Origin of the sequence: Roseateles agri (genome assembly GCF_034043675.1) — a bacterium.
Taxonomy (GTDB): domain Bacteria; phylum Pseudomonadota; class Gammaproteobacteria; order Burkholderiales; family Burkholderiaceae_C; genus KK5.
In genome coordinates, this window is the sequence record NZ_JAXCLA010000006.1 from 123,576 (window position 1) to 148,765 (window position 25,190).

General features: G+C 71.3%; 5 protein-coding genes (1 of these 5 only partly in view). 1 reads left to right on the forward strand and 4 read right to left on the reverse strand.

The features are described 5' to 3' along the window. Both SNE35_RS18600 and SNE35_RS18605 read right to left on the reverse strand, forming a co-directional pair. Positions 1-18,257: the 5' portion of an Ig-like domain-containing protein gene (locus SNE35_RS18600; protein WP_320424469.1), read on the reverse strand. 24,739 nt of this gene lie to the left of the window's left edge; only the first 18,257 of its 42,996 coding nucleotides appear in the window; the start codon lies at positions 18,255-18,257; its stop codon lies off the left edge, out of view. Positions 18,258-18,555: 298 nt separating this feature from the next. Next, on the reverse strand, positions 18,556-20,223 hold the full coding sequence (locus SNE35_RS18605; RefSeq protein ID WP_320424470.1) for a PAS domain-containing hybrid sensor histidine kinase/response regulator: 1,668 nt from the start codon (positions 20,221-20,223) through the stop codon (positions 18,556-18,558). Between the two features lie 161 nt (positions 20,224-20,384). Here SNE35_RS18605 and SNE35_RS18610 point away from each other — a divergent pair, with 161 nt between their 5' ends. Further along, on the forward strand, positions 20,385-21,260 hold the full coding sequence (locus SNE35_RS18610; protein ID WP_320424471.1) for a substrate-binding periplasmic protein: 876 nt from the start codon (positions 20,385-20,387) through the stop codon (positions 21,258-21,260). Here the strand turns inward: SNE35_RS18610 and SNE35_RS18615 are convergent. Together SNE35_RS18615 and SNE35_RS18620 are read right to left on the reverse strand one after the other, a co-directional pair. After that, a complete protein-coding gene (locus SNE35_RS18615; protein WP_320424472.1) occupies positions 21,194-21,979 on the reverse strand; it encodes a substrate-binding periplasmic protein in 786 nt (261 codons plus the stop codon). The genes SNE35_RS18610 and SNE35_RS18615 overlap by 67 nt on opposite strands. A 63-nt stretch (positions 21,980-22,042) precedes the next feature. Beyond that, positions 22,043-25,045, reverse strand: a complete 3,003-nt coding sequence (locus SNE35_RS18620) for a response regulator (RefSeq protein ID WP_320424473.1) — start codon at positions 25,043-25,045, stop codon at positions 22,043-22,045. Positions 25,046-25,190 lie beyond the last annotated feature (145 nt).

The window sequence follows — 25,190 nt, forward strand, 5'->3', positions numbered from 1 at the left end:
GTGTTCAGGTTGCGGGCCAGCACGGCGCTGGAGTCGTTGGACGCGGCGCCGATCAGGCCGCCGGCCGGCGCCGTGGTGTGGCTCGTCGCGCCCTGGGCCGTCGTGTTCTGGATCGTCACGTCGCCGCCGGCGGAGATGCCGGTGCCCGCGGCGATCGTCGTCAGCTGGTTGTCGTTCGAGTAGCTGTTGTTCTGGGCATTGGTCAGCGTGCCGCCGGCGATGGCGTCCGCGCGCACGTTGCCCAGGCCCACGATGCCGCCGATCGACAGGCCGTAGCCGCTGGCCGTGGCCATGTTGCCGGAGCGGGTCGTCACGCCGAAGCTGCCGGCGGCGGACAGGTCCGCGCCATTGCCGCCCAAGGTGGTCGTCATGTCGGCCGAGGACTGGGCCAGCGAGTTCGCGCCGACGCCGCTGAAGCCCAGGCCGCCGCCGGAGGCGTTGGCGAAGGCGGTGGCGTCGTGGCCGTCCGCGCCGTTGGCGTTGGCGTTGTGGCTGGCCAGCACGCTGAAGTTGCGGCCGGCGCTGACATCGGCCGCGCCGACGATGGTGTCCATGTCGGGCCGCACGCGGGCGCTCGCGTCCGAGCCGGAGACCGACGCGCCGGCGGCCACGCTGATGCCGTCCGATTCGGCGTTGGCATCGCCGGTCGAGAGGTTGTTGATGATCACGTCGCGGCCGGCGGCGATGCTGCCGCCGCTGCCGATGCCGGTGTTGATCGTCGGCGTGACGACGGCGCTGGCCGTGTTGGTGCCGAAGGAACCCAGCAGGCCGCCCTTGGCGGCCTTGGTCGTCGCCACCGCGACGTAGTTGCTGCTGGTATTGACGATCAGGTCGCCGCCGACGGTGCCGTTGATCGAGCCGGTGGTGGCGTTGGTCGTGCCGCCGATGTTGGAGGCCGACTTGGCCACGCCGCCTGCGCCGGCCAGCGCCAGGTTGAGGCTGTCGCCGAGCGACACCGCCGTCAGGCCGGACAGGGTGTCGAAGCGCACATTGCCCGCGGTGTTGAACTGCACGCCGGAGCCGGTGCTGTTGGTCAAGGTCGCGTTGACGTTGGCGCTGGCATCGCTGCCCGAGGCAGAGATGGCGCCGGCGCCGGCGCTGGCCGTGGCGGTGGCCGTGGCGGCGCCCACCGCGGCGTCGCCGTTGTTCAGGCGCAGCGCCAGCTCCACGTCGCCCTTGGCGCCGTGTGTGGTGATGCTGGCGTTGTTGCCGACCGTGGTGGACATCGTCGGGTTGATGTCCACATCGGCCACCGAGCCGCCCACGCCCACGCCGCCGGCGAACTGCACGCCGCTGGCGACGCCGGTGGACGAGGTGGTGGCATTGGCGCCGACGCTGACGCCGCCGTTCACGTCGATCTGCGCACCCGCGCCGATGCCGGCCGAGATGGTCGGCGTCACCTGGCTGGTCGCCCTGGCGCCGGTGCTGGCCGCGATCAGGCCGCCGGCCGCGGCGGAACTGTTGGCGCTGGCGGTCTGGATCGCCGTGGCGGACACGTCCAGGCCCGCGCCGTTGATCTTGCCGCCTGCGGTGGCGCTGGTGGCGCCGGCGGAGGTGGCCGTGGCCGCCATCGCGCCGCGGGCGGCGGCGAGGCCGGCGCCGGTGGCCGTGCCGTCGGCCGTCGCGTTGTTGGTGGCCAGCGCCTGCACGGTGACCACGCCGCCGTTGCCGTTCAGCGTCGCGTTGCCCTGGGTTTCGGCCTTGGTGTTGGCGGCGGACTTGGCGATGGCCGCCGCCCCGGCCACGCTGACGCCGCCGCCGATGCCGGCGGTGTCGGCCTTCGCGCGGGCGCTCTGGCCGCCCTGGTCGTGCTGCGCGCGCACCGAGACCGACTGGCCGCTCAGCGTGGTCGTGCCCTTGACCGTGTTGGTGACGTCCGGCGAGACCTCGGCATTGGCCGACATCAGGCCCACCGCGCCGACCAGGCCGGCGGAGAGGCCGCGCGCCTGCGCATTCGCGTCCGCCTCCGAAAGCGCCAGCAGGCTGATGCTGCCGCTGCTGGTGACGGTGCTGACGGACGTGGTGTTGCCCGCGCCGGAAGTCACCGCGCTGGCCGACTTGGCTACGGCGCTCGCGCTGTTGACGCCGGCCCCCAGGGCGCCGCCCGAGGCGTTGGACTTCGCGTCCGCATAGTTGTGGCCCAGCGCGCGCACGTCGACAAAGCTGCTGCCGGCGGAGCCGCCGTCCATCGTCGCCGTCGTGCCGCCCACCACGTTGGAAGTGGCACTGCTGCTGCCGGCCGAGACCAGGGCCGAGAGCGACAGGCCGCTCGACTCGGTGTTGGCGAGGTTGGCCGCGTCGGCATGGATGCTGATCGAGCCGCCCGCCGTCAGCAGGCTGCCGGCGCCGCTCCTGGCGGTCGTGTTCGCGCCGGCCGTGGCCGTGGCGGACGCACCGACGCCGCCCAGCAAGCCGCCGCCCGAGGAGCCGCGTGCGATCGCCCGCGTGTCGGCGCCGGTGGCGTTCGTGCCGTCGTGGTTGTGCTCGGCGCGGATGGTGATGTTGCGGCCCACGTTGGCCGTCTCGGCACCGGTCTGGGCCGAGATCGTCGGGCTCATCGTCGCGCTGGCGATCGAGCCGCCGATGCTGACGCCGGCACCCGCCGCCACGCCGACCGCGTTGGCCGTCGTGTCCGCGGCCGACAGCGCGTTGACGATCAGGTCGCGGCCGACGTTGAGCGTCCCGCCGCCGCCGAGGTTGGCGTTGATCGTCGGGTTGAAGGTGGCCGTCGCCGCGTTGACCTGGCCGGCGCCCAGCAGGCCCAGTGCCGAGGCCTGCGAGTTCGCGTTGACCAGGTGGTTGGCGTTGGTGACGAGCGAGAAGTCCAGCGCCTGCGTGCCGCTGACGCCGCCCAGCGTGGCATCGATCGTGCCGCCGATGGCCGCGTTCGACACCGCGCCGCCGAGGCCGCCCACGCCGAATCCGCGCGCATCGGCCGTCGCATCGGCATGGCCGCCGACCTCGGTGTCGATGGACACGCCGCGCGCCGAGTTCAGGGTGACGCCGCTGCCGGTCGTCTGCGTGATGTTGTAGTTGACGGTGGCCGCCGCATCGGCGCCGCCGCCGGCCGCGATGCCACCGCCCGCCGCGAACGCGGTGGCCGTGGCGCCGCCCAGTTCGTTGCTGGCGCCGTTGTGCTGCAGCTCGAAAAGGATGTCGCCCGTGTTGGCCGAGCGCGTCGTCACGCTGACGCCGCTGCCGATCTTCAGGCTCATCGTCGGCGTCAAGGTCACCGTCGCCTTCGACAGGCCGATTGATGGACCCGCCGACACGGCCACGCCGGTGGCCGTGCCGTCGCCATCGTCGCTGGCGCTGCCGACCACGTTGACCGGGCCGGTGACGTCGATCTGCGCGCCGTCGCCCAGGCCCGCGCGGACGTCGGGGTTCACGGTGACCGTCACGCCCGCGCCGGTGCCGGCGGCGAGCAGGCCGCCGGCCGCGCCTTCGGCCGTGGCATCGGCGTCCTGGTAGGCGGTGGCGAGCACGTTCAGCGACGTGCCCAGCACGTCGGCACCGCTGGTCGCCTCGGTGATGCCGCCGGAGCGGGCCGAAGCGCTGACGATGCCGGCCGACACGCCCAAGGCGCCGCTGAAGGCATCGCCGGTTCCGGTGACGACGTTGTTCGCCAGCGCCTGCACCAGCACGCCGGCCTTGCTGCCGGAGTTGAAGCTGGTGGCGTTGCCGCTGAGCGCCTTGGTGTTGGCCGCGGCCGTGGCATCGGCGCTGGCACCGCTGATCGCCACGCCGCCGCCGAGGCCGGCCGCATCGGCCGTGGCCGTGCTGTCCTCGCCGTCCTGGTTGTGGCGGGCGCGCACGGTGATGCCGTTGCCGCTGACGCTGGTGGTGCCGCGCACCTCGGCGGTGACGGCGGGCGCCACCTCGCTGGTGGCGCTCATGAAGCCGACCGCACCGCCGATGCCGAAGGAGAAGGCCCGGGCCTGGGCCAGCGCATCGGCGCTGGAGATGGCGTCGACCAGCACCGCGCCGCTGGCGGCCGTGGTGCTGCTGGCGACGCCGGTGTCGCCGAGGCCCGCCGAGACGGCGCTGTTCGAGCGCGCCGTGGCGCTGCCGCCGCTGGCGCCGGCCAGGCCCGCGGCGCCGGCCGCATTGGCCGTTGCCGTCGCATTGTTCTTGCCCTGGGCGATCACGCTGACCGAGGTGGCCGCGTTGCCGCCGCCGCGCAGGTCGGCCGTGGTGCCGCCGCCGACGATGGCGCTGCTCTTCGACTCGCCGAAGCCGATCAGCCCGCTGGCGCCGAGGCCCGCGCTGCTGCCACTGGCGAGGTTGGCCGCATCGGCCAACACCTTGACCGAGCCGCCGGCCGTGAGCTGGCTGCCGGCGCCGACGGTGGCGTCCACGTTCGCGGCGGCGGTGGCCGAGGCCGAGGCACCGGTGCCGCTGAGCAGCGCGCTACCGGCCGAGGCCAGCGCCGTGGCCGTCGTGTCGAGGCCGGTGGCCGCCGTGCCGTCGTGGTTGTGGCGCGCCTCGACGAGGATCGCGCCACCGGCGTCGAGCACCTGCGTGCCGGTGCGGGCGAACACGGTCGGGCTCATCGTCGCGCTGGCGAGCGAGGCACCGATGGCCGCGCCGCCGGCCTGCTTGCCGATGGCGCTGGCCGTGGTGTCGGTGCTGGAAAGCATCTGCACCGTGGCGTTGCCGCCGACGTGCGTCGTGCCGCTGCCGAGGTTGATACCCAGCGTGGGCGTGAAGCTGGCCGTGGCGCTGTTCACCTGGCCGCTGAGCAGGCCACCGCCGGCCGCGCGGGCGGTAGAGGTGACGTTGCCCGACGACGTACCGAGCGCGTTCAGGTCGCGGCCCACCGTGCCGCTGGCGCTGGCGAAATTGCTGGTGGCCGAGCCGTCCAGCGTCGCGCTGGAGACGGCACCGCCGATCGCGGCGACGAGGCCGAAGGTGTCGCTGTTGGCCGTGCCGTCCACATGGTTGGCAAGCGTCAGGCCGATGTTCAGGTCGCGCCCGGCGTTCAGGGTGACGCCGCTGCCCGAGCTTTGCTGGATGTCGTAGTGGCTCTGCGCGCTGGCGCCGGTGCCGCTGCCGGCGGTCACGCCGCCCGAGGCCGCCGTGGCGGTGGCCGAGGCGCCGCCGGGGACGTTGGTCGGCGTGTTGTTCAGGTGGGTCGCGATCGTCAGGTCCGCGGCGGCGCCGCTGGCCGTCAGGCTCACGCCGGTGCCGATGCGGTTCGTCATCGTCGGGCTCAGGGTGGCGTCGGCCACCGAGATGCCCATCGAGAAGCCGGCCGACACGGCGACGCCGGTGGCTGTCGCGTCCGAGTCCGCATTGCTCTCGGCGACGACCGAGACCGGCCCGCCGACGCTGACCTGCGCGCCGTCGCCGATGCCGGCATTGATCGTCGGCGTGACGCTGCTGGTGGCGCCCGCGCCGGTCACGCCGGCGGTGATGCCGCCGGCCGCCGCGGTGGACTCGGCGTCGGCGTTCTGGTCCGCATGGGCCAGCACCGAGAGGCTGGCGCCCGTCACGTCCGCGCCGCTGACGGCGCCGGTCGTGCCGCCGGTGGAGGCGTTCGTGATCACGCCGCCGATGCCCAGCACCAGGCCCACCGAGGTGGCCGAGCCCTTCGCGTAGGCGGTGTTGCTGGCCAGGCCCTCGACGACGACCGCGCCGCTGCCGCCGGCGATCGAGGTGTTGTTGCCGACCAGGGCCTGCGCGCCGCCCTTGCTGGTGGCGCTGGCGACGGTGCCGTTGGCCGCCAGGCCCAGGCCGCCGCCGGCCGCGTCGGCGATGGCACGGGCGTCTTCACCCGCCTGGTTGCTGTAGGCGCCGATGCGCACGCCGCCGGCCGAGACCAGGTTCGTGTTGCCGGTCACCGTGCTGCCGACGGCGCCGGAGTTTTCGGCGCTGGCCGTCATCACGCCCACGGCGCTGCCCACGCCCAGCGAGAGGCCGTAGGTGTTGGCCGTCGCGTCGTTGCTGCCGCGCGATTCGATGACGATGCTGCCGCTGCTCTTCAAGGTCGCGTCCTGCGCGGCCACGCCGACGGTGGTCTGCACCGCGCCGTTGGCGGTGGCCGTGCTGCTCGCGCCATTGGTGCCGCCGAGGCCGCCGCCGGAGGCATCGGCCGCAGCGTTGGCCAAGTTGCGCGCCTGCGAGCGTACGAGGATGTTGCTGGACGAAGAGACGCCGCCGAGCAGTTCGGCGCTGGTGCTGCCGTCCGCATGGGCGATGCCGATGCTGACGCCCAAGGTGGCGCCGCCGACCGAGAGCGCCAGCGCCTTGGCCTGCGCCTCGTTGCTGTTGTAGGCCAGCACGTCGACCCGGCCGCCGGCGCCAAGCAGCGAACCGGAGCCCACGCTGGCCAGCACCACCGCATTCGCATCCGCCTCCGGCGCGGCGCCGGTGCCGGCGAAGCCGCCGGCGCTCGGTGCGCGGGAGGTCGCGATGGCGCCCTGGTTGGCCAGCGCGCTCGTGCCGTTGTGGTTGTTGCGCGCCTGCACGCGGATCAGGCCGCCGGCGTTCAAGAGCGCGGTGGCGCCGAACAGCGCCTGCACCGTCGGCGAGAAGACGGCCTTGGACAGGCTCACGCCGGTGGCGCCGGCACCGCCGGTCACCGTCAGCACGTTCGCATCGGCCTTGCCGGTGGAGATCGCGTCCACCGTCGCATCGCCGGTCGTGGCGATCAGCGACTGCGTGCCGACCGAGGCGCGCAGCAGCGGGTTCACCGTCACGAAGGCGAAGTTCGCGCTGATGCCCACCGCGCCGATCGAGAAGCCCAGCGTGTGGGCATAGGTGTCGTAGTTCGCTTCCGCGTCGACGTGCAGCGCGCCGACCGTCAGGCCCGCGTCCTGCCCGATGTTGACGCCAGCCCCCAGGTCGGCGCTGACCTGGCCGCCGGCCGTGAGCCGCGTGAACGAGGCGCCCGCGGCCACGGCGCCGGCCGTGCCCTGGTCAGTGTTCAGGTGGATCGTGCGATTGGCGATGGCGGTGACGTCGACCTCGGAGGCCGCCTTGACCCGCGCGCCGTCCGCCAGCCCGGCCTGGTTGAAGGACTGGTCGCTGAGCACCGACACGGCGGCGCCCAGGCCGACGAAGCCGGCGCCACCGGCAAACGAGATCGCGCTGACGTTGCTGTCGAGTTGCGACTTGACCGTCAGCTTGCCGCCGGCCGTGTAGGTACCGCCGGCATTGGCATTGGTGTTGAACGCAGTGGAGAACACGCCGATGCCGGCGCCCACGCCGCCCGCGCCGCCGCCGATCGCGCCGACGAGGAAGTCCACGTCGTTCCACTGCTGCGCATTGACCGTGATGGACCCGCCGGCCGTCACGCTGGTGCCGCCGGCCACGGTGGCCTCGGTGCCCTGGGCCGGATCGGCCGCGTTGATCGCGGCCAGCCATTCGCTCTGGCTCGGGCCCGCGCCGCCGACCCGCGTGCCAGCAGCGCCGGCCTGGTCGTGCACGCGCTGCTGGCCGCTGCCGGCCGCGCCGCCACTGAAGCCGCCGAGCACGCTGCCGACCTGGCCCTTGGCCAGGCTCGCCTGCTTGGCCGCATCGCCGTCACCGGAGCCGGAGGAGCCATCGCCCTGGGTCTTGGTCAGGCCATCGGCCTGGGCGCCCTGGTCGTTCTGGTAGCTGCGCTGCAGCGGCGAGCCGACGGACCACACGGTCACCGCGCCGGCCGCGCCGACGAAGCCGCCGGCGCCGGAGATCGTCAACGAATCGAGGTCGATGCGCGAGATGCCGTTGACGGCCACATCGCCGCGGGCGTTGACGTCCGCATTGCCGAGGATGCGCGCCGCCGTGTCGTTCTTCAGGCTGCCCACCTGCACCGCGCCGCCGACGCCGACGAAGCCGCCCGCCACCGCGCCGGTGAAGTGCGTGCCGCTGGCGCTGTTGGCCGCTGTGACGTAGACGCCCTGGCGCGCGTCGGCGCCGGCGTTGTTCTTGTTGATCTTGGTGTTGGCGCCGATGATCGCCGTCGTGTCCGAGTTCAGCAGCGACACGCCGACGCCGCCGCCCACGCCCACGTAGCCGGCACCCGCCGCCACGTCGAGATGGAAGAAGTTCTCGCTGCTGCTGCCCTGCACGATCACGCCGTGGCGCTCCACCGTGCCCATGCCCGAGCTGCCCACGCTGCCGTCCAGCAGGCCCTGCAGGCCGGTGCCCGCGGCCTTGGCGTCGACCGTGGCGCCGGTCAGGATGCCGGCGTTGGTGCTCTTGGTGATGCTCATGACGCCGACCGAGGCGCCCACGCCCACCGTGCCGCCGCCGAAGGCGCCGGCGATCAGCGTGGTGTCGGTCGTGTCCTTGGCCAGCACGCCGACGTCGCCGCCGGCCGAGACGACCGCCAGCGCGCCGATGCTGGCGTTGGTGTCGTTGTCCAGCACCAGCACGTTGACCGCGCCGCCGACGCCGACGGTGCCGGCCGCGATGCCGGCCGAGATCAGCAGCAGGTGGTCCTCGTTGGTAGCTTGCACGACCACGTCGTCACGCGCCTTGACCGAGGCGCCGCCGTCGATGCTGGCGTTGGTCGAATGGCCCAGCACGGTCACGTCCACGCCCGGCGCCACGCCGACGGTGCCGAAGCCCAGGCCGCCGGCCACCGCCACGTGCGAGAAATCATTGCCCGCGCCGACCAGCACGCTCTGGCCCGCCGTCGCCGCCGAGGTGTCGGCGTTGACGACGGCGCCCGCGCCGATATTGGCGTTGGTCGTCGTGTTGATCACATTGGTGGCCGAGCCGATGCCGATGCCGGCCGTGCCGGCGCCCAAGGCGACCGCGAAGGTGTTGATGTCGTCGCGGTTGGTGGCCGTGACCGCCAGGCCCTGGAAGCCGCTGCGCACGCTGGGCGTGGCGACGCGCTTGCCGGTGAAGCTCTGGTCGTCGCTGGTGTTGCCGTTGCCGTCCGGCGCGTTGAAGGTCGGCGTGCCGACCTGCAGCTGCGCCGCGGTGGGCCGCGCGCCGCTGGCCGCATCGGGCACCGCGTTCGGGTCCATCGGCGTGGACGCGACGTAGCCAACGCCGATGCCGCCGTCCTCGACAGCGAGGCCCGGGCGCAGGCCGTCCGCCGTGACCTTGGCGCCCTCGCCCACCAGCGCCGCCGTGTTCTTCGTCGCGGTGACCACACCCACCGCCGCTCCCACGCCGGCCGAGCCGGAGGCGGCGACCGCGCCGGTGATCAGGTCGAAATCGCTGCTCTCATCGGCCGCGACCACGATGCTGCCCTGCGCGTGCACGTCGCCCGCGCCGGCATTGGCCTTGGCGTCGCTCGGGTCGTCGCCCAGCAGCGCGCGGGTCGTCACATTGAGCACCTGCACATTGGCGTTCGCCGCCACGCCCACCGAGGAGCTGGCCGCCACGCCGGCCGCCACCGAGGCGACGTTTTCCTTCGAGGTGGAGGTGATCTGGATGTCGCCGTCGGTGATGCCGGTGACGCCGGAGCCGAGCCGCGCCTCGGTGTCCTTGGTGATCGTGTTGACGGTGGCACCGAGGCCCACGCCCACGCTGCTGGACGCGGCCACCGAGCCGGCCACCGAGACGATGTCGGTCTGGTCGCTGGCGCGGATCTTCAGGCCCGACTGGTCGGCCGCCGCGGCGGTAACCATGTTGAAGGTGGAGCTGTCGTCCACGCCGGCGAGCGTGGTCTCGTTCAGCACGTTGACCACGGCCGAGCCGGCCACCGCCGCGCTGCTGGAGGCCCCGCCGCCGACGGCGATGGTCACCAGGTTCTCGTGCGAGGTGGCGGCGATGTCGGCACCGGCCGCGGAGCCGGCGGCCAGCGCCGTCTGCGGGCCGACCAGCGCCTTGACCGTGTCGTTGTGGACCAGCACGGTGCTGGAGATGCCCACGCCGGCCGAGTTGCCGTAGGCCAGCGCGCCGGCGATCTGCGTGATGTCGAAGGGCGCATCGGCCGTGACGGCGAGCGCCCCGCCCGCCTGCAGCGCTGAGCCGGCGCCGCCGGCGGTCGTGGCCTCGGTGTCGTTGGTGACGATGTAGACCGAGACGCTGCCGCCCACGCCGGTGCCGTCGGTAGAGACGCCCGCCGTGGCGGCGACGCTGGTGATGTCCTGGTCGCTCGCGGCCCTGACCGCGACGTCGCGTGCTGCCTGGATGGCAACACCTGACCCCAAGGTGGCCTTGGTGTTCTCGATCAGCACGGTCACGTCCAGGCCGATGCCGACGCCGGCGTTGCCGACGGAGATGCCGCCCGCGCCGGCGCCGCCCTCGATGTTCGTCTTGCTCTTGGCGCCGACCGTCACGTCCTGCGCCGCGCCGGCCGCCACGCCCATCGCCGTGGCATTGATCTTCACGCCGTCGTCGAGCCGGGCCACGGTGTCCAGCGTGTAGATGTTGACGGCGGCCGAGCCGGCGCCCGCGCCGCCGTCGGTCGAGATGCCGCCGGAGATCGAGAGATTGCTGACGGTGAGGTCCGGCAGCGGATCGGGCAGATCGAACTTGGCCGGCACCACCTGGCCGGTGGCGGTGATCGTGGTCGCGTCGCGCGCCGCGAGCTGCGCGCCGGCGCCGACCGAAGCGGTCGTGTGCTCGACGACGATGTTCAGGCCCACCGACGCGCCGACGCCGGTGCCGCCGGTGGACAGCGCCGCCGCGCCGGCGATCGCCTGGATCGCGGTGCTCTGGTCGGCGATCACGTCGAGCTTGCCGCCGGTGGCCTTGATCGAGGCGCCGGCGCCGACGCTGGCCGTGGTGTCCAAGGTGATGACGTTGATCGCGACGGAGCCGGCGACCGAGGTGTCCTTGCCGCCGGCCGCGGCCACGCCGACGGTCTGGAACTGGTGGTCGCCGCTGTCGCCGGGCCGGTCGGCATGGATGGCCACCGAGGCGGCGCTGAGGTTCGCGTTGTTGCCGACGCTGGCAACGTTGCTGGCGTCGACGACGGCCAGGCCCACGGCCGCGCCGACATTGGTCTTCTTCTGCAGGTCAATCGCGTCGCCCGAGGCCTGGGTGATCGTGTTGTAGTCGGCCTGCGCGTCGACGGTCAGCGCGCCGCCGGCGCTGAGGCTCACGCCGTTGGCGATGCCGGCCGTGTTGTCGGTGACCAGCACCTGCACCACGATGGCCGCGGCCACGCCGGTGCCTTCGGACTTGCTGCCGCCCGATTCGCTGCTGGTCTTGCTGTTGGACGAGTCGACCTGGTCGTTGGACTTGGGCAGGTCGCGCTGCTTGTCCTTGTTTGGGTTGTTGTTGAGCTGGTTGTTCGCTTCCTTGTCGGAACTGCGGCCGCCGGCGTCGTTGCCCGAGGCGCTGGCCTTGGCATTGCCGGTGGCGAGGATGGTCGCGCCGGAGGACACGTCGGCCGCGCCGCCGGCGGCGACGTTGCGCGCCAGCCGGGCGCTGACCGCGCCGTCGACGACGGTGACGACGACCGAGGCACCCACGGCCGTGTCCTTGCCGGCCGCATCGGCACTGGCCGTGCCGGTGACGTTGTCGAGGCGGAAGGCGCGCACGGCCATGTCGCCGGCCACCGCCAGGGTGCCCGAGGCCGTGCCGGCATAGGCGGTGGTGTCGTTGGTGTCGATCGTGACCGCGGCAGCGACACCGACGCCGGTCTGTCCCTTGGAGCCGTTCTCGGTTTCGGTCTTGATCGTGTCCTGCGCGGTGGCCGTGACGGCCATGGCAGAGACATTGCCGCCGACCTGCGCGCCGTCGTCCAGCGAGGACGTGAGGTTGCGGTCGATCACGCTGACGCCGACGGACGCACCGACGCCCACGTCGCTGCCGTCCGCCTTGCCGCCTTCCTTCTCGGGCTTGGCGCTGGCGCTGTCACTGGCGGTGGACTGCGTAATGGCCTGCAGCGCGCCGCCGGAATCGGCACCGGCCAAGGTCGCGCTGGCGCCGCTGCTCAGGCGCGCCGTCGTGTCCTCGTTGACGATGTTGATCGCCACCGCGCCGGCCACGCCGATCTCGCCGCCGCCGGCGCCGCTCTTGGCGCTGGCCAGGGTCGTGTGCGTCGTGTCGCCGTTGACGTTGGTCATCGTCGCGCCGAGCAGCAGGCCGTCGGCCGTGATGCTGACGCCGCTGGCGACGATGGCTTCGTTGGTGGTGTTCGCGACATTGATCGCCACGGCCGCGCCGACGGCGTCGCCGCTGTCGGCCGTGGTGGCGCTGCCGTCGGCGGTGGCCTGGCCGTCGGTGTTGGCCGTGGCCTGGACGGAGACGACCTTGGTCGGCGTCGTGATCGTGCCGGCGCTGATGCGGGCGCTGCTGGTGGCGTCGGTGATGTCGACGGCCACGGCGGCCGCCACGCTGACGGTGTCGCTGCCGCCGCTGTCGCCGCTCTTGGTGTCGGTGCTGGCGACGCCCGCCGAGGGTGTGGCGCTGCTGCTGGACGAATCGCGCGCACCGCCGGCGCCGGCGGCGCTGTCGCCGAGACCGCGGCCGCCGCTGGTCTTCTTGTTGACGCCGTCCTTGCTGCTGTCCTTGTCCTGCTCGCCGCCGACGGAGCTGGCCTCGGCATCGGCGGTGGTGGCGACCTGGCTGGTGGCCATGACGCCAACCGTGCCGGTGCCGGTGATCGAGCGGGCGATGTCGGCCCGCGAGTGATCGAGTTCGACATTGACCGCCACCGAGGCGCCGACGGAAGCATCCTTGCTGCCCTCGGCCTTGCCCTTGGCCGTGGTCGTGTTGGTGGAGCGCAGGTCCGCGGTCACGGCGACGTCGCCGGCCGCGTTCAGCAGGGTGGCGCTGGAGCCCAGGCGCGCGATGCTGTCCTGGTTTGCCACCGTCACCGCGACGACCGGCGCCACGGCCGTGCCGCCCTTGGCGCCGCCCTGGGCGTTGGTGACGATGGTGTTCTGCAGCGCGGACGAGACCGTCAGCGCGCCGGTGTTCGACAGCTTGGCCGTGTCGTCGACCTCGGCCCGCGCGATGTGGTCGGCCACGTTGACGGCGACGGACGCGCCGACGCCGGTGTCCTTGGCATCGGCCTGCACGCCGGAGTCGGTGGGCACCGCGCTGGCGCTGTCGGCATGGACAGTCTTGGCAGTGACGCTGCTGGCCCCGCTGCCGGCATTGACGTCGGCGCCACCGGCGATCTCGGCCGTGGTGCGGTCCACCGCCACGTTCACGGCCAGCGCGCCGGCCACGCCGGTCTTGGCGCCGCCGGCGCCGCTCTTGGCGCTGGCACCAGTGGTGTTCTTCGAATCGCCGCCCGCGGCCATGCCGGCGGTGACGTTGATGCCCTGGCTGCGGATCACGCTGTCCGCGGCGACTTGCGCGGTATTGGTGTTCGAGCCTACGTTGATTGCCACGCCGACACCGACGCCGGTGTCGTTCGGATCGTCCTTGTCCTTGGCGCGGGTGGAGCCGTCGGCGGTGGCCTGCGCATCGGCATCGCTGGTGGCGCCGACGTTGACGGCGCCGGTAGAGGTCAGCGTGCCGGTGCCGACGGTGGCGCTGGCCGTGCTGCTGGCGATGTTGACCGAGACGGCCGCCGCCACGCTGACGGTGCCGCCGCTGCTGCTGCCGTCGCCGGTGCCCGTGGCAGACGGCGTGGCCTTCGAGGACGCGGAGTTGCGCGCGCCGCCGGCCGCGGCGGCCTTGTCGCCGCTGTCGCGGGCGGACTTGTTCTGGTCGTCCACGCCCTTGTCGTCGCTGGAGGAGCTGCTGTCGTCCTCCTTGCCGCCGACGGCGCTGGCCTTGGTGCTGGCCGTGCTGGCGGTCTGGCTCGCGGCAATGCTGGCGATGGTGCCGGTCGTCGTGATGCTGCGCTTGATGCTGGAGACGCTGTGATCCAGCTCGACGTTGACAGCCACCGCGGCGCCGATGGCCGCGTCCTTGCTGCCCTCGGCCTTGCCTTCGGCCTTGGTCGTGTTGGTGGACTTCAGGCTGCTGGCGACGCTGACGTTGCCGGAGGTGGTGAGCAGTTGCGCGCTGGTGCCGATGCGCGCGATGGCGTCCTGGTTGGCGACGGTGACGGCGACGACCGGCGCCACAGCCGTGCCGCCCTTGGCGCCGCCCTGCGCGCTGGTGGTGATCGCGTTCTCGACGCTGCCGCTGACGGTTAGCGCGCCGCTGGAAGCGACGCTTGCGCCGTCGTCGATCTCGCCGCGGGCAATGACATCGGGCACGTTGACGGCGACGGACGCGCCAACGCCGGTGTCCTTGCCGTCGGCCTGCGTGCCGGTGTCGGTGGGCGCGGCACTGGCGTTGTCGGCATGCTTGGTGGCGGCGCTGATCGTGCTGGAGCCTGCGCCGGCATTGACGCTGGCGCCGGTCGTGACCTCGGCCGTCGTGCGGTCCACGGCCACGTTGACGGCCAGCGCGCCGGCCACGCTGGTCTTGGCGCCGCCGGCGCCGCTCTTGGCCTCGGCGCTGTTGGTGTGCGTGCCGCTGGCGGCCATGCCGGCGCGCACGTTGAGGCCCTGGCTGGCGACGATGGCGTCGCCCAGCAGCCGGGCCTCGTTGGTGACGATGCCGACGTTGATCGCGACCGCGGCGCCGACGCCGGTGTCGTTCGGGTTGCTGGCGTCCTTGGCGCGGGTGGAGCCGTCGGCGCTGGCCTTGGCGTCGTCGTCGGCCGTGCTGTCCAGGCTCACGGCGCCGCCGGCCGTCAAGGTGCCGCCGCCGGCCGTGGCGCGGCTGGTGGCCTGGGCGACGTTGACGGACACGGCCGCCGCCACGCTGACGGTGCCGCCATCGGTGCCCTGCGCGGAGGGCGTGGCCTTGCTGCTGCTGGACGAGCGCGCGCCGGCCGCGCCGGCGGCCGAGTCGCCGCTGCCGCGAGCGGCGTTGTTCTGGTCGTCCACCGCCTTGTCGTCGCTGGAGGAACTGCTGTCGTCCTCCTTGCCGCCGACGGCGCTGGCCTTGCTGCTGGCGGTGCTGGCCGCGGTGCTGGCGGCGCTGATGCCAATGGCGCCGCTGCTCGTCACGCTGCGCGCGGTGCTGGCGAGGCTGTTGTCGTTCTCGACGTTGACGGCCACGGCGGCGCCGACGGCGGCGTCCTTGCTGCCCTCGGCCTTGCCTTCGGCGCTGGTGGTGTTCGTGCTCTTCAGCGTGCTGCCGACGTTGACGGCGCCGCTGGCGTTGACGGCCTGCGTGCCGGTGCCGATGCGGGCGATGCTGTCCTGGTTGGCCACGGTGACGGCAACGACCGGCGTCACCGCCGTGCCGCCCTTGGCGCCACCTTGCGCGCTGGTGGTGACGGCGGAATCGGTCTTGCTCGTCAGGCCCAGCGCGCCGCTGGCGCTGAGGGTGGAGCCGTCCTGCATCTCGGCGCGGCTCGTGTGGTCGGCGACGTTGATCGCCACCGAGGCACCGACGCCGGTCTTCTCGGCCGTCACGCCGTCGGCATCGGGCAAGGCCTTGACGGTGTCGCCGGTGGTCGAATCGGCGTCCAGCGTCACCGCGCCAGCGTGGGCGTTGACCTTGGCCGCCGGATTGAGCGTCGCGCTGAAATTGCTGATGCCCACGCCGATCGCGAGCGACCCGGCCACGCCGGTGTTGCCGCCGGCGGCACCCGAGGTGGCCGTGGTCGTCGCCTCGCTGCGCGCGCCGCTGACGGTGCCGGCGCCCAGCGCCAGGCCCTGGCTGTCGACGGTGGCGGCGCCCACGTGCGCATCGCTGGTGACCTGGGCCACGTTGATCGCCACCGCGGCGCCGACGTTGGTGCTGCCCTTGGAGGCGGCGCCGCTGCTATCCACCTGGCTGTCAAGATCGCTCTCGTTCTTCAGCGAGACGGTGCCGGCGGTCGTCTTGATGTTGGCGCCATCACCGATGTGGGCGAGGCTCTGGCCGTTGGTGACCTGGATGCCGATGGCAGCGGCCACCGTCACCGGGCCCTCGCCAGTGTTGGCCGGCGGGGCCGTGCCGTTCGCGCCGCGGGCGCCGTTGTTGCTGGCCGCCGCATTGCCGGCGCCCTTGGCGCTGTCGCCCTGGCTGCTGGCGTTCTGGCCCTTGTCGGTGGCGCCCTTGGCCGCCGCCTTGGCCTCGCTGCGGGTGGTGCCGCTGTTGCGGCCGGAGAGCAGCACGGCGGCGCCGGCCTGCAGCTTGCCGTCCAGCGCCAGCTCGACGATCGGCGCGGCATAGGTGACGACCACGGAGGCGCCGACGGCCGCATTGCTCTGCCCCTCGGCATCGCCGGCGCCCTTGGCCAGCACGTTCTGCGCGTTCTTCGCATCGCCGGTCATGCCGGCGCTGAGCGTGAGGTCGCCGGTGGCGGTGAGGCCGACCTTGCTGCCGGTGTTGACCACCGTCACCGCGACGACCGGCGCCACGGCCGTGCCGCCGCTGGCGCCGCCCTGGGCCTCTGTCTGCACGTCGCCGGTGGCGCTGGCGGCCTGCGCGAGGCTGGTGCCGCTGAGCTTGCCGTCGGCCTGCGCGCGGGTGGTCTCGTCGACGACGTTGATCGCCACCGAGGCACCGACGCCGGTGCTTTCGCCGGTGGCGCCATTGGTCTTGGGCAGCGCGCGGGCCTGGTTGTGGGTGTTGCTGGTGGCGTTGAAGCTCAGTGCGCCGGTGCTGGTCGCGTTGCTGCCGGCCTCGATCACGGCCTCGGTCGTCATCACGCTGACGTTCATCGCCAGCGAGCCGGCCACGGCGACGCCGCTGGTGCTGCCGGCGCCGGACACGGCGCGTGCGCCGAACAGCGCGTCGGTCGTCGTGCTGGCCGTGAAGGTGGCGCTGGGCGCGGTGATCGCGGCAGTGCCGCCGAGCGAGGCGCGGGTCGTGCCGTCGGCGAAGTTCAATGCAGCGGCCACGCCGACGCCGGGGCTGCCGGTGGCGGCCGTGCCGTCGGCCTCGGTCGTGGCCTGGCTGCCGCTGGGGCTGGCGGTGGACGAGGTGGCGCCCACCGTGACTGCGCCGGTGCTGGTGACACCGCCGCCGGCCAGCCGCGCGGTGGTGTCGCCGCCGACGTGGGTGACGGCCACCGCAGCGGCGAAGTCGAGGTTGCCGTCGCCGGTGGCGGCCTTGTTGCTGCTGAGCTGCTGCTGGCCCTGCGTGGGCGTGCCGCCGCTGGACGGCTGCGTGGCACCGCCGCCGGTGGCCTTGGCGCTGGTGTGGACGGTGCGGGTCGTCGTCGCGGTGGCGCTGATGCTGCTGCCCTGCAACGCGGCGCTGTCGCGCACGTCCACCGAGGTATCGCCACCGACCTGGGTGACGGCCACGGTGCCGCCCACGGCCGAGCCGCTGCTGGAGCCGGCGGTACCGTCGGCGAGCGTGCGCACGTCCACCGTATTAGTGGACTTGAGGATCAGATTGCCGCTGGCCGTCAGCTTCGCCGTACCGCCGACGCTGATGCCGGCGCTGCTGCTGACGATGGCCGAGGCGACCGAAGCGTCCTTGTCGCCCTGGGTGCTGCTGCTGTCGGGCTGGGTCGTCGCTGCGGCGGTGACGGAGGAGTTGGCCGCCAGGGTCAGCTTGCCGCTGGTCGCGTTGAGCAGGCTCGTGCCGCCGACGGTGATGGCAGCGTTGCTCTGCGTCTGGATGAAGGCGATCTTCAGCAGGTTGCTGGCGTAGCTGCTGTCCTGCGTGTTGACGTTGACGCTGGTGTTGACGACGAGGCCGATGTCGCTGGCCGTCAGGTTGGTGTTCGTCAGGTTGATCGCGCCGCTGGCGTTGCCGAGCAGGTTCAGGCCGTCCAGCAGGGTGACGCCGTCGGTGACGGCCTTGGTGACGCCCAGGTACATGTCGCCGGCGCTCAGCGAGACGCCGTTGGCGGTGATCGCTTCCTGCGAGTCGACGTTCAGCGCGCCGGAGACGGTGACGTTGCTGGCGAAGACGATGTCGTCGGTGCTCTTGAGGAACAGCGCGGCGGGGTTGTAGAAATCTGGGCCGGAGCTGAGCACGGTCAGCGTGTCGTCGGAGACGAGCGGGATGTCGGTGCCGCCGTCCAGTTCCACCATCAGCGCGAAGGGGTTGACCGGCGTGGTGCCGGCGGCGCCGTCGTCGTAGCCGAGGTCCAGCTGTACCTTGTCGCCGACGCCCGGCAGGCCGGTGATGCTGACCTTGACGTTCTGGTTCAGCGCCACCTGGCCCAGCGAGGTGTTCAGCGTGTTGTCCCAGACGCGGATCTGCGCCTGGCCGCCGCTGAAGATGGTCTCGACCTTGATGTCGTTCGAGTGCGCGGCGCTGATCGATAAGGTGCCGGCGGCGGCGAAGACGGGCAGCGGGATCGGCGTGTCGGACAGCAGCAGCCGCGGTTCGAGATGCTCGAAGACGAGCTTCTCGCGGCCCCGCTCAGCCTGGGTGTCGGCTGCGGGTGGCGGCGTTGCCTTGCCGCTCAGACCGTTGCGAAGCTGGTTCCACCAATTCCTGCGCTTGCCCATGTGCCGACTCCACCGCAGTGGGGCCGCCGTTGGGCGTTCCATCCGTACCGCAATCCCAAACCGAACTTCGAGATTCCACGCACAACTTCACACCGCATCCACACGACGGCCGACAAATCATCTTAGTTGTCTGCTACGTAAACGTGCTTTGCTGATCTGGACGTTTTGAGGGTGATTGCTAACGGCGAAATCGAGCGGCGGCGCGGGTTTCCGGGCGATCGAAATATTCCTCAGGGTAAGTACCAAGTTAGATATTTGTAACGCCGGGCGGCGTTTTTCCTCAATAGGAATGAAGGGTCTAGCCCAGCACGCGCCGGAGGTCGGCGACGAAGCGATCGAGGCGGATCGGCTTGGTCCAGTACTCGATCGCACCGGCGGCTTTGGCAAGCTCGATCTCGCCGGGCATCGCGCTGGCGGACAGGGCCACGACATTGATCTGCGCCAGCGCGGGATCGCGGCGCAGGCGGGCCAGCACCTCGATGCCATCGATGTCCGGCAGCCGCATGTCCAGCAGCAGCAGGTCGGGCTGCAGCTCGGCCGCCAGCCGCAGGCCCGTTTCGCCGTCTTCCGCCAGGTGCAGCTCCAGCTGCGCCCAGGGCCGCAGCGCGGCCTGCACGATCTGCTGGTTGACGAGGTTGTCCTCGATGTAGAGCACGCGGGCCGGCGGCAGCGTATCGGCGGCCCGCGGCGAGATCCGGCCGGCCGTGGCGCCAGCCGCCAGCGGCCCGGCTAGCAGCAGCTCGACGCGGGCGGTCGTCCCCTCGCCCGGCCGGCTCTCCAGCTGCAGGCCGGCGCCCATCAGCTCGAGCAGCTTGCGCGTCAGCACCAGGCCGATGCCGGTGCCCTGGACGCTGCCCAGCTCGCGGCCCAGGCGGTTGAAGGGTTCGAACAGATGGGCCATCTGCAGTTCGCTCATGCCGCAGCCGGTGTCGGCGATGCGCAGCACATAACGGCCCGCCTCAGCGGTGCCGCTCACGCTGACGCGGCCGCCGGGTTGGTTGTACTTGACCGCGTTGCTCAACAGGTTGATCAGCGACTGGCGCAGGCGCAGCGGATCGCCCTGCACCATGCAGTCGCCGGCCGCGTCGTCCACCGTCAGTTCGATCCCGGCCTGCTCGGCCTGCGGCCGCAGCAGCGCCGTCGCCTCGTCCAGCAGCGCACGCAGGCGCAGCGGCTGCAACTCGGTGTGGATGTGGCCGGACTCGATGCGGGCGATGTCCAGCACGTCGTCAATCAGGGTCAGCAGATGCCAGCCGGCCTTCAGGATCGCATCGACACGGGCGCGCTCGGCCTCGGCCGCATCGATCGCCGGCGTGTCGCGCAGCAGCTGCGCGAAGCCGAGCACCGCGTTCAGCGGCGTGCGCAGTTCATGGCTCATGCGCGAGAGGAACTCGGTCTTGGCCTCACTGGCCGCCGCCGCGGCCGCGACCTGTGCCCGGGCGGAATCGGCTTCCCGCTGCAGGCGCCGCCAGTCGGTGATGTCGCGCACGATGAAGAGATGATAGGGTTCGCCACTCTCGATCAGCAGGCGCACCGAGACCAGCACGACGACCTCGTGCCCGTCGCGGTGCCGCCCATGGGCCTCCATCGAATCGACCTTGCCGGTGCGGTTGAACTCCTCCCAGAAGCGCGCGCGCTCCGCGTCGCTCGGCCAGATGCCCAGGTCGAGCACGGTCTTGCCGAGCACTTCCTCGCGGTGGAATCCGAACAGCCGGTGATAGCCGGGATTGACGTCGATGTAGCGCCGCGTGGCGACGCTGGTGATGCCCACGGCATCCGGCGTGGTCTCGTAGATCTTCTGGAAGCGGGCCTGGGATTCCTGCTGCGCATCGTGCCGGGCCAGCAGGCGCCGGTGGCGAGCCCACTGGTAGGCGAGCAGCACGACAAGGACCAGCCAGCCGATGGCGAGCAGCCACCAGGCCGGATGCGGCACTGGCCAGGACTGCCACGAAAGGAGCTCGTTCATCACCAGCAAGGAGTCCGCGATGTCGGCGGATGGTACTGGCAATCGATTCGGCCAAGGCTCGCGGGAACCCTGGCCTCGCCCGCAAGGTTTGACCCCGGCGCGTGAACAAATTGGAACGAGCCCCGCTGCGAGATGATGCGGGGCCCCTACCGATCCGTAACATGAGCCGCGAGATGCCAACACCACCCGACACCGTCGACGCCGCAAGACGCCTGGCCGTCTTGGGGCTCGCCGCTGCCGGCATCGGAGCCGCACGGGCAGCGGGTACGCGCCGCGTCGTGCGCGCGCTGGTCGAGTCCTGGCCGCCCTACCTGTACCCGGGCGAAGGGCAGGCGGTGCGGGGGCTGGACGCGGAGCTGCTGGTGGCCATCTGCCAGCGGGCCGGCTACGAGGTGTCCTGGGTGCGCGCGCCCATCGAGCGGCGCAAGCGCCGCTACGAGCAGCTGCTGAGCGACCAGTTCGACGTCATCTTCTCGGCCACGCCGGTGCCGGACAAGCTGGGCGAGGTGATGTACACGCAGCCCTACCGGCGCGAGATCATGATGGTGGCGGCACCGGTCGTCCACGATTCGACGCTGGAACTCGTCCGCGATTTCAACGACGTGCTGAAGCGGCGGGTCCGCCTGCTGCACGTCGAGGCCGATGGGCTGGGCAAGGAGTTCGAAGCCTCGCGGCAGGCGCTGGCGGACGCGGGCCTGCTGGTCCGCTACGCAACGGGCCGGCAGGGTGTGGAGATGCTGCGTGCCGGCCGAGCGGCGCTGATCCTCGGCGACGCGCTCGACCTGCAGGAGCAGGCCCGCCAGCTCGGATTCCCGCTGGTCCGGCAAGCCTACGGCTACAGCGAAACACCGGTGAGCCTGATGCTGAGCCGCAAGCGCCTGAACGAGGCCGACCTGCGGCGGATCAACCAGGCGATCACCGAGCTGGAGCAGCGCGGGGTTCTTGCCGCGATCCGCAGCCGCTATGCCGTTCAGGCCGGCGCCGCTTCCGGCGGCAGCAAGGGCTCCAGGCCGATGGATTTCAGGCCCTCGAGGTAGTAGCGCTTCGTCAGGCCCTCTTTGGTCATCTGGGCGAGCGCCCCGTCCAGCTTGGGAACCAGCTCGGCGTGGCGCTTGTGGACCAGGACGTGCAGCGGCTCGGCGGCCCAGTAGTAGGGCCAGCGCACCAGGCCTGGAATGGCTTTCTTGCGGAGCTGGATCTCGGTATCGAGGTAGATCGCCACGGCGGCATCGATGCGGCGTTCCATCAGCATGTTCGTCAGGGCGAAGTGGTCCTGCACCACGACGAGGTTCATGCCCTGGGTGTACTTGTCGAGGACGAAGACGCCGCGGACGATGCCGATCCTCATGCCCGCAATGGAGCTGCGGGTCCGCGTGGCGAAGTCCGGCATCGCGCCGTAGACGGCCACCTCCGTCCTGCAGTTCGGCGTCGGCACCATGATCAGGTTCGGGAAGCGCTGGGCCACCTCCGAAATACGACCGATGTCCGCATCGACTGCGCCGTCGTTGGCCATCTCGATCAGGCGCAGCAGCGGCAGGCGGACGAAATCGCAAGTGCTGCCGAAACGCCTGAAGGCCTCGGTCAGTATCCGTTCTTCGATGTCCACGAGGATGGAGGTGTAGTCCGTCCGGCCGATCCGGATGGGTGGTGACTTCGTCTGCGCCAGGCTGGGCAGGGCCGAGGCGGCCAGTGCGGCGGCGACCAGGGCACGCCGACGCAGATCGGCATCCGGTTCGGAAGTGATCGACTCGTGCATTGCAGTCCCCTCCTCGGCTGAAACGCGCTCCCCTCGCTATCGAGAATATTCCTTTTCCGGGCTTCAGTGCGCGGCCGGCAGCAAGGCCTGGGCCGTTTCGAAGTCGTAGTCTTCCAGTGCGCGCACCAGGCCATCGTGATGCTCACCCAGCACGCGGCGCAGTGTCCCGTCGTGCTGCTGCAGCCAGGCGCTCGCCTCGGGATCGTCGTCGGCAATCAGCAAGCGCAACTGCTCCAGGGCAGCGGGCGCTGGCATGCCTGCGTCGGCCTTCGCTTCCACAGCCTGCGGCGCGCCGTCCATCACGGCGAAGTGGGCCTGCAGGGCGGCCACCAGTTCGCTCAGGCCGGCCTCCAGCGGGCCGAGCAGCGCGTCGACCTGCGCGGGGTCGCCGTGCAGCAGGCCGTCGATCTCGGTAGCCATGCGGTGAACGCCGGTCGCCCCGATATTCCCCGACACGCCCTTGAGCGTGTGCGCCAGCCGCTGCGCGGTGGCCAGATCCTGGTGCTGCAGCGCCTCGCGGATGTGGGTGGCCGCCTGGCGCTGGCTGGTTGCGAACTTGCGCAGCAACGACAGGTACAGCGACTCCTGGCCGAGCACGCGCCGCAGGCCGAGCGTGATGTCCAGGCCCGGGATCGTGGCGCCGGCCAGGCCCTGCTGCGCTGCCGGCGCCTGCGGGGCCGGCTCCGCCGGGCTGGCCACAGCGGCCGGCGCGGCGTCCAGCACGGTGTCCGCCAAGGTGTCGGGCGCCCAGCGCAGCAGCGCACGCCACAGGTCGTCCGGGTCGATCGGCTTGGCGACGAAATCGACCATGCCCGCCTCGCGGCAGCGCTCCTGGTCGGCCTCGCCGGCGTTGGCGGTCATGGCGATGATCTTCAGCGATTGGAGCCGCTCGATCTTCAGGATTTCGCGCGACGCGGTGACGCCGTCCATCACCGGCATCTGCATGTCCATCAGCACGATGTCGTAGGGCCGCAGCTGCGCCTGCTGCAAGGCCTCGACGCCGTTCTCGGCCATGTCGACCTGCACGCCGATGAAGTCCATCAGCCCGGCCGCCACCTCGCGGTTGATCTCGTTGTCCTCCACCAGCAGGATGTGCATGCCGCGCAGGCGAGCCAACTGTTCCGGTGCCGTCGCGGCCTGCTGCGCCGCCGTCTCTTCCCGGGTTTCCCGGCCATCGCTGAACATCTGGATCACGCTGTCGAAAAGGGTCGATTGGTTGACCGGCTTGAGCAGGACCTGCTCCATGCCGGCCTGGCGGGCGGAGTTCACCAGTTCCTCATGCCCATGGCCGGTCACCATCATCAGCCGCGGCGTCTGCCGCAGCGCGGTGGCCCGGATGGCTCGTGCCGTCTCGATGCCGTCCATGCCGGGCATCTGCCAGTCCAGCAGCACCGCGTCGAAGGGCTCGTCGCCGCCGTCGGCCGACTTGATCTCCTCCAGCGCCTGCATGCCGGATGCGGCGGTGCTGACCTTGAAGCTGAGCGCTTCGAGCATCACGCTCATCACTTCACGCGCCGGGGCGTTGTCGTCCACGACGAGGACGCGGCGGCCGCGGATGTCCGTCAGCGGATTCACCCGCGTCACCGCCCCCTCGCGCTTCTTCAGGCGGGCGGTGAACCAGAAGGTCGATCCCTTGCCCTCCTCGCTGCTCACGCCGACCCGGCCTCCCATCAGTTCCGCCAGGTGCTTGCTGATCGCCAGGCCCAGGCCCGTGCCGCCGTAGCGCCGCGTGGTCGAGGTATCGGCCTGCTCGAAGCTCTGGAACAGGCGATCGATCTGAGCGGGGGTCAGGCCGATCCCCGTGTCGCGCACGCTGAAGCGCAGCAGCACGTCGTCCTCGATGTCTTCCACCACCCGCGCCGCGACGACGATCTCGCCCTGCTCGGTGAACTTGACCGCGTTGCTCGCGTAGTTGATCAGGATCTGGCCCAGTCGCAGCGGGTCGCCGATGAGCGCATTGGGCACGTCCGGCGCGACGTCGAAGATCAGCTCCAGGCCCTTGGCCTGCGTCTTCGCAGCGATCACCGTGGCCAGGTTGTCCAGCACTTCGTCCAGGTTCATGTCGACTTCTTCGATATTCAGCTTGCCGGCCTCCACCTTGGAGAAGTCCAGGATGTCGTTGACGACACCCAGCAGGTGCTGGCCCGCCTGCTGCATGCGGTTGACGTAGTGCTGCTGCTTGGGCTCCAGGCCCATCTGCTTGAGCAGGTGCGACAGGCCCAGCACGGCGTTCATCGGCGTGCGGATCTCGTGGCTCATGTTCGCCAGGAAGGTCGTTTTCGCCTCGGATGCCTGCTCCGCCTCCCGGCGGCTCTGCTCCAGGGCCCGCATCAGCACCTGCTGCTGCTCATAGGCCTGTGTGGCCGTCTGCTCCGCCGCCATGCGCCGCTTCAGGTCGCTGGACAGGCGCTGCGCGATCTTGTTGAAGCTGCGCATCAGGTGGCCCAGTTCGTCCTGCCGGGTCGAGGTCAGCTGCGACAGACCCGCCTCCGCGCCTTCCTGCGCCGCATCGTCCAGTGCCCGCTGCAGGGTGCGCAGCGGCTTGAGCACCAGCTTGAACAGGCTGTACGACAACGTCGGCACCAGCAACGCCACCAGGATCGCCGTCTCGGCCACCCGCCGGACCACCAGATCACGCAGTTCCGCGATCATGGCCGCCCGCGAACTGACCACCTCCACGTCCGCGATCCTCACCAGCTTGCCTTCGGTCTTGAACATCAGCGGGAAACGCGTCACCAGCTCCGTCGATCCGAGATTCGCGAACGAGGACGCTTCCGCATAGACGCTGTCGTCCTTGCTCTGCCGCACCACGATCCGGGTGACCGGCGCCTTCATCTCGGACTCGATGTTCTTCTGCAGCGACTCCTTGTCGAAGCGCCACATCGGCTCCGCAAGGCTGATCAGCAGACGCTCCTGGAGATTCTGGAGGTCGGATTCAAGGCGGGATTCGAGCCGGGCCTTGCTGTCCTGGTAGGACGACCACGCAAAGCCTACGAGGACGACAGAAACCAATACGACAAAGATGGCGTTCAGTCGCCATCCGATGCTCTGCCAATGTTTGACCATTCGCTGCCTGCTCCTCAGGTGAGGCTCGCTGAGGATGCCAGGGACCCGCTCTCCGCGCAATTCAAACTTGGTATCGGAATTCACGGCGCGGACGAAGACAGCAGGTATCTGTAACCGTCCTGGCCGGTTTGGCATCCGCCAAGAC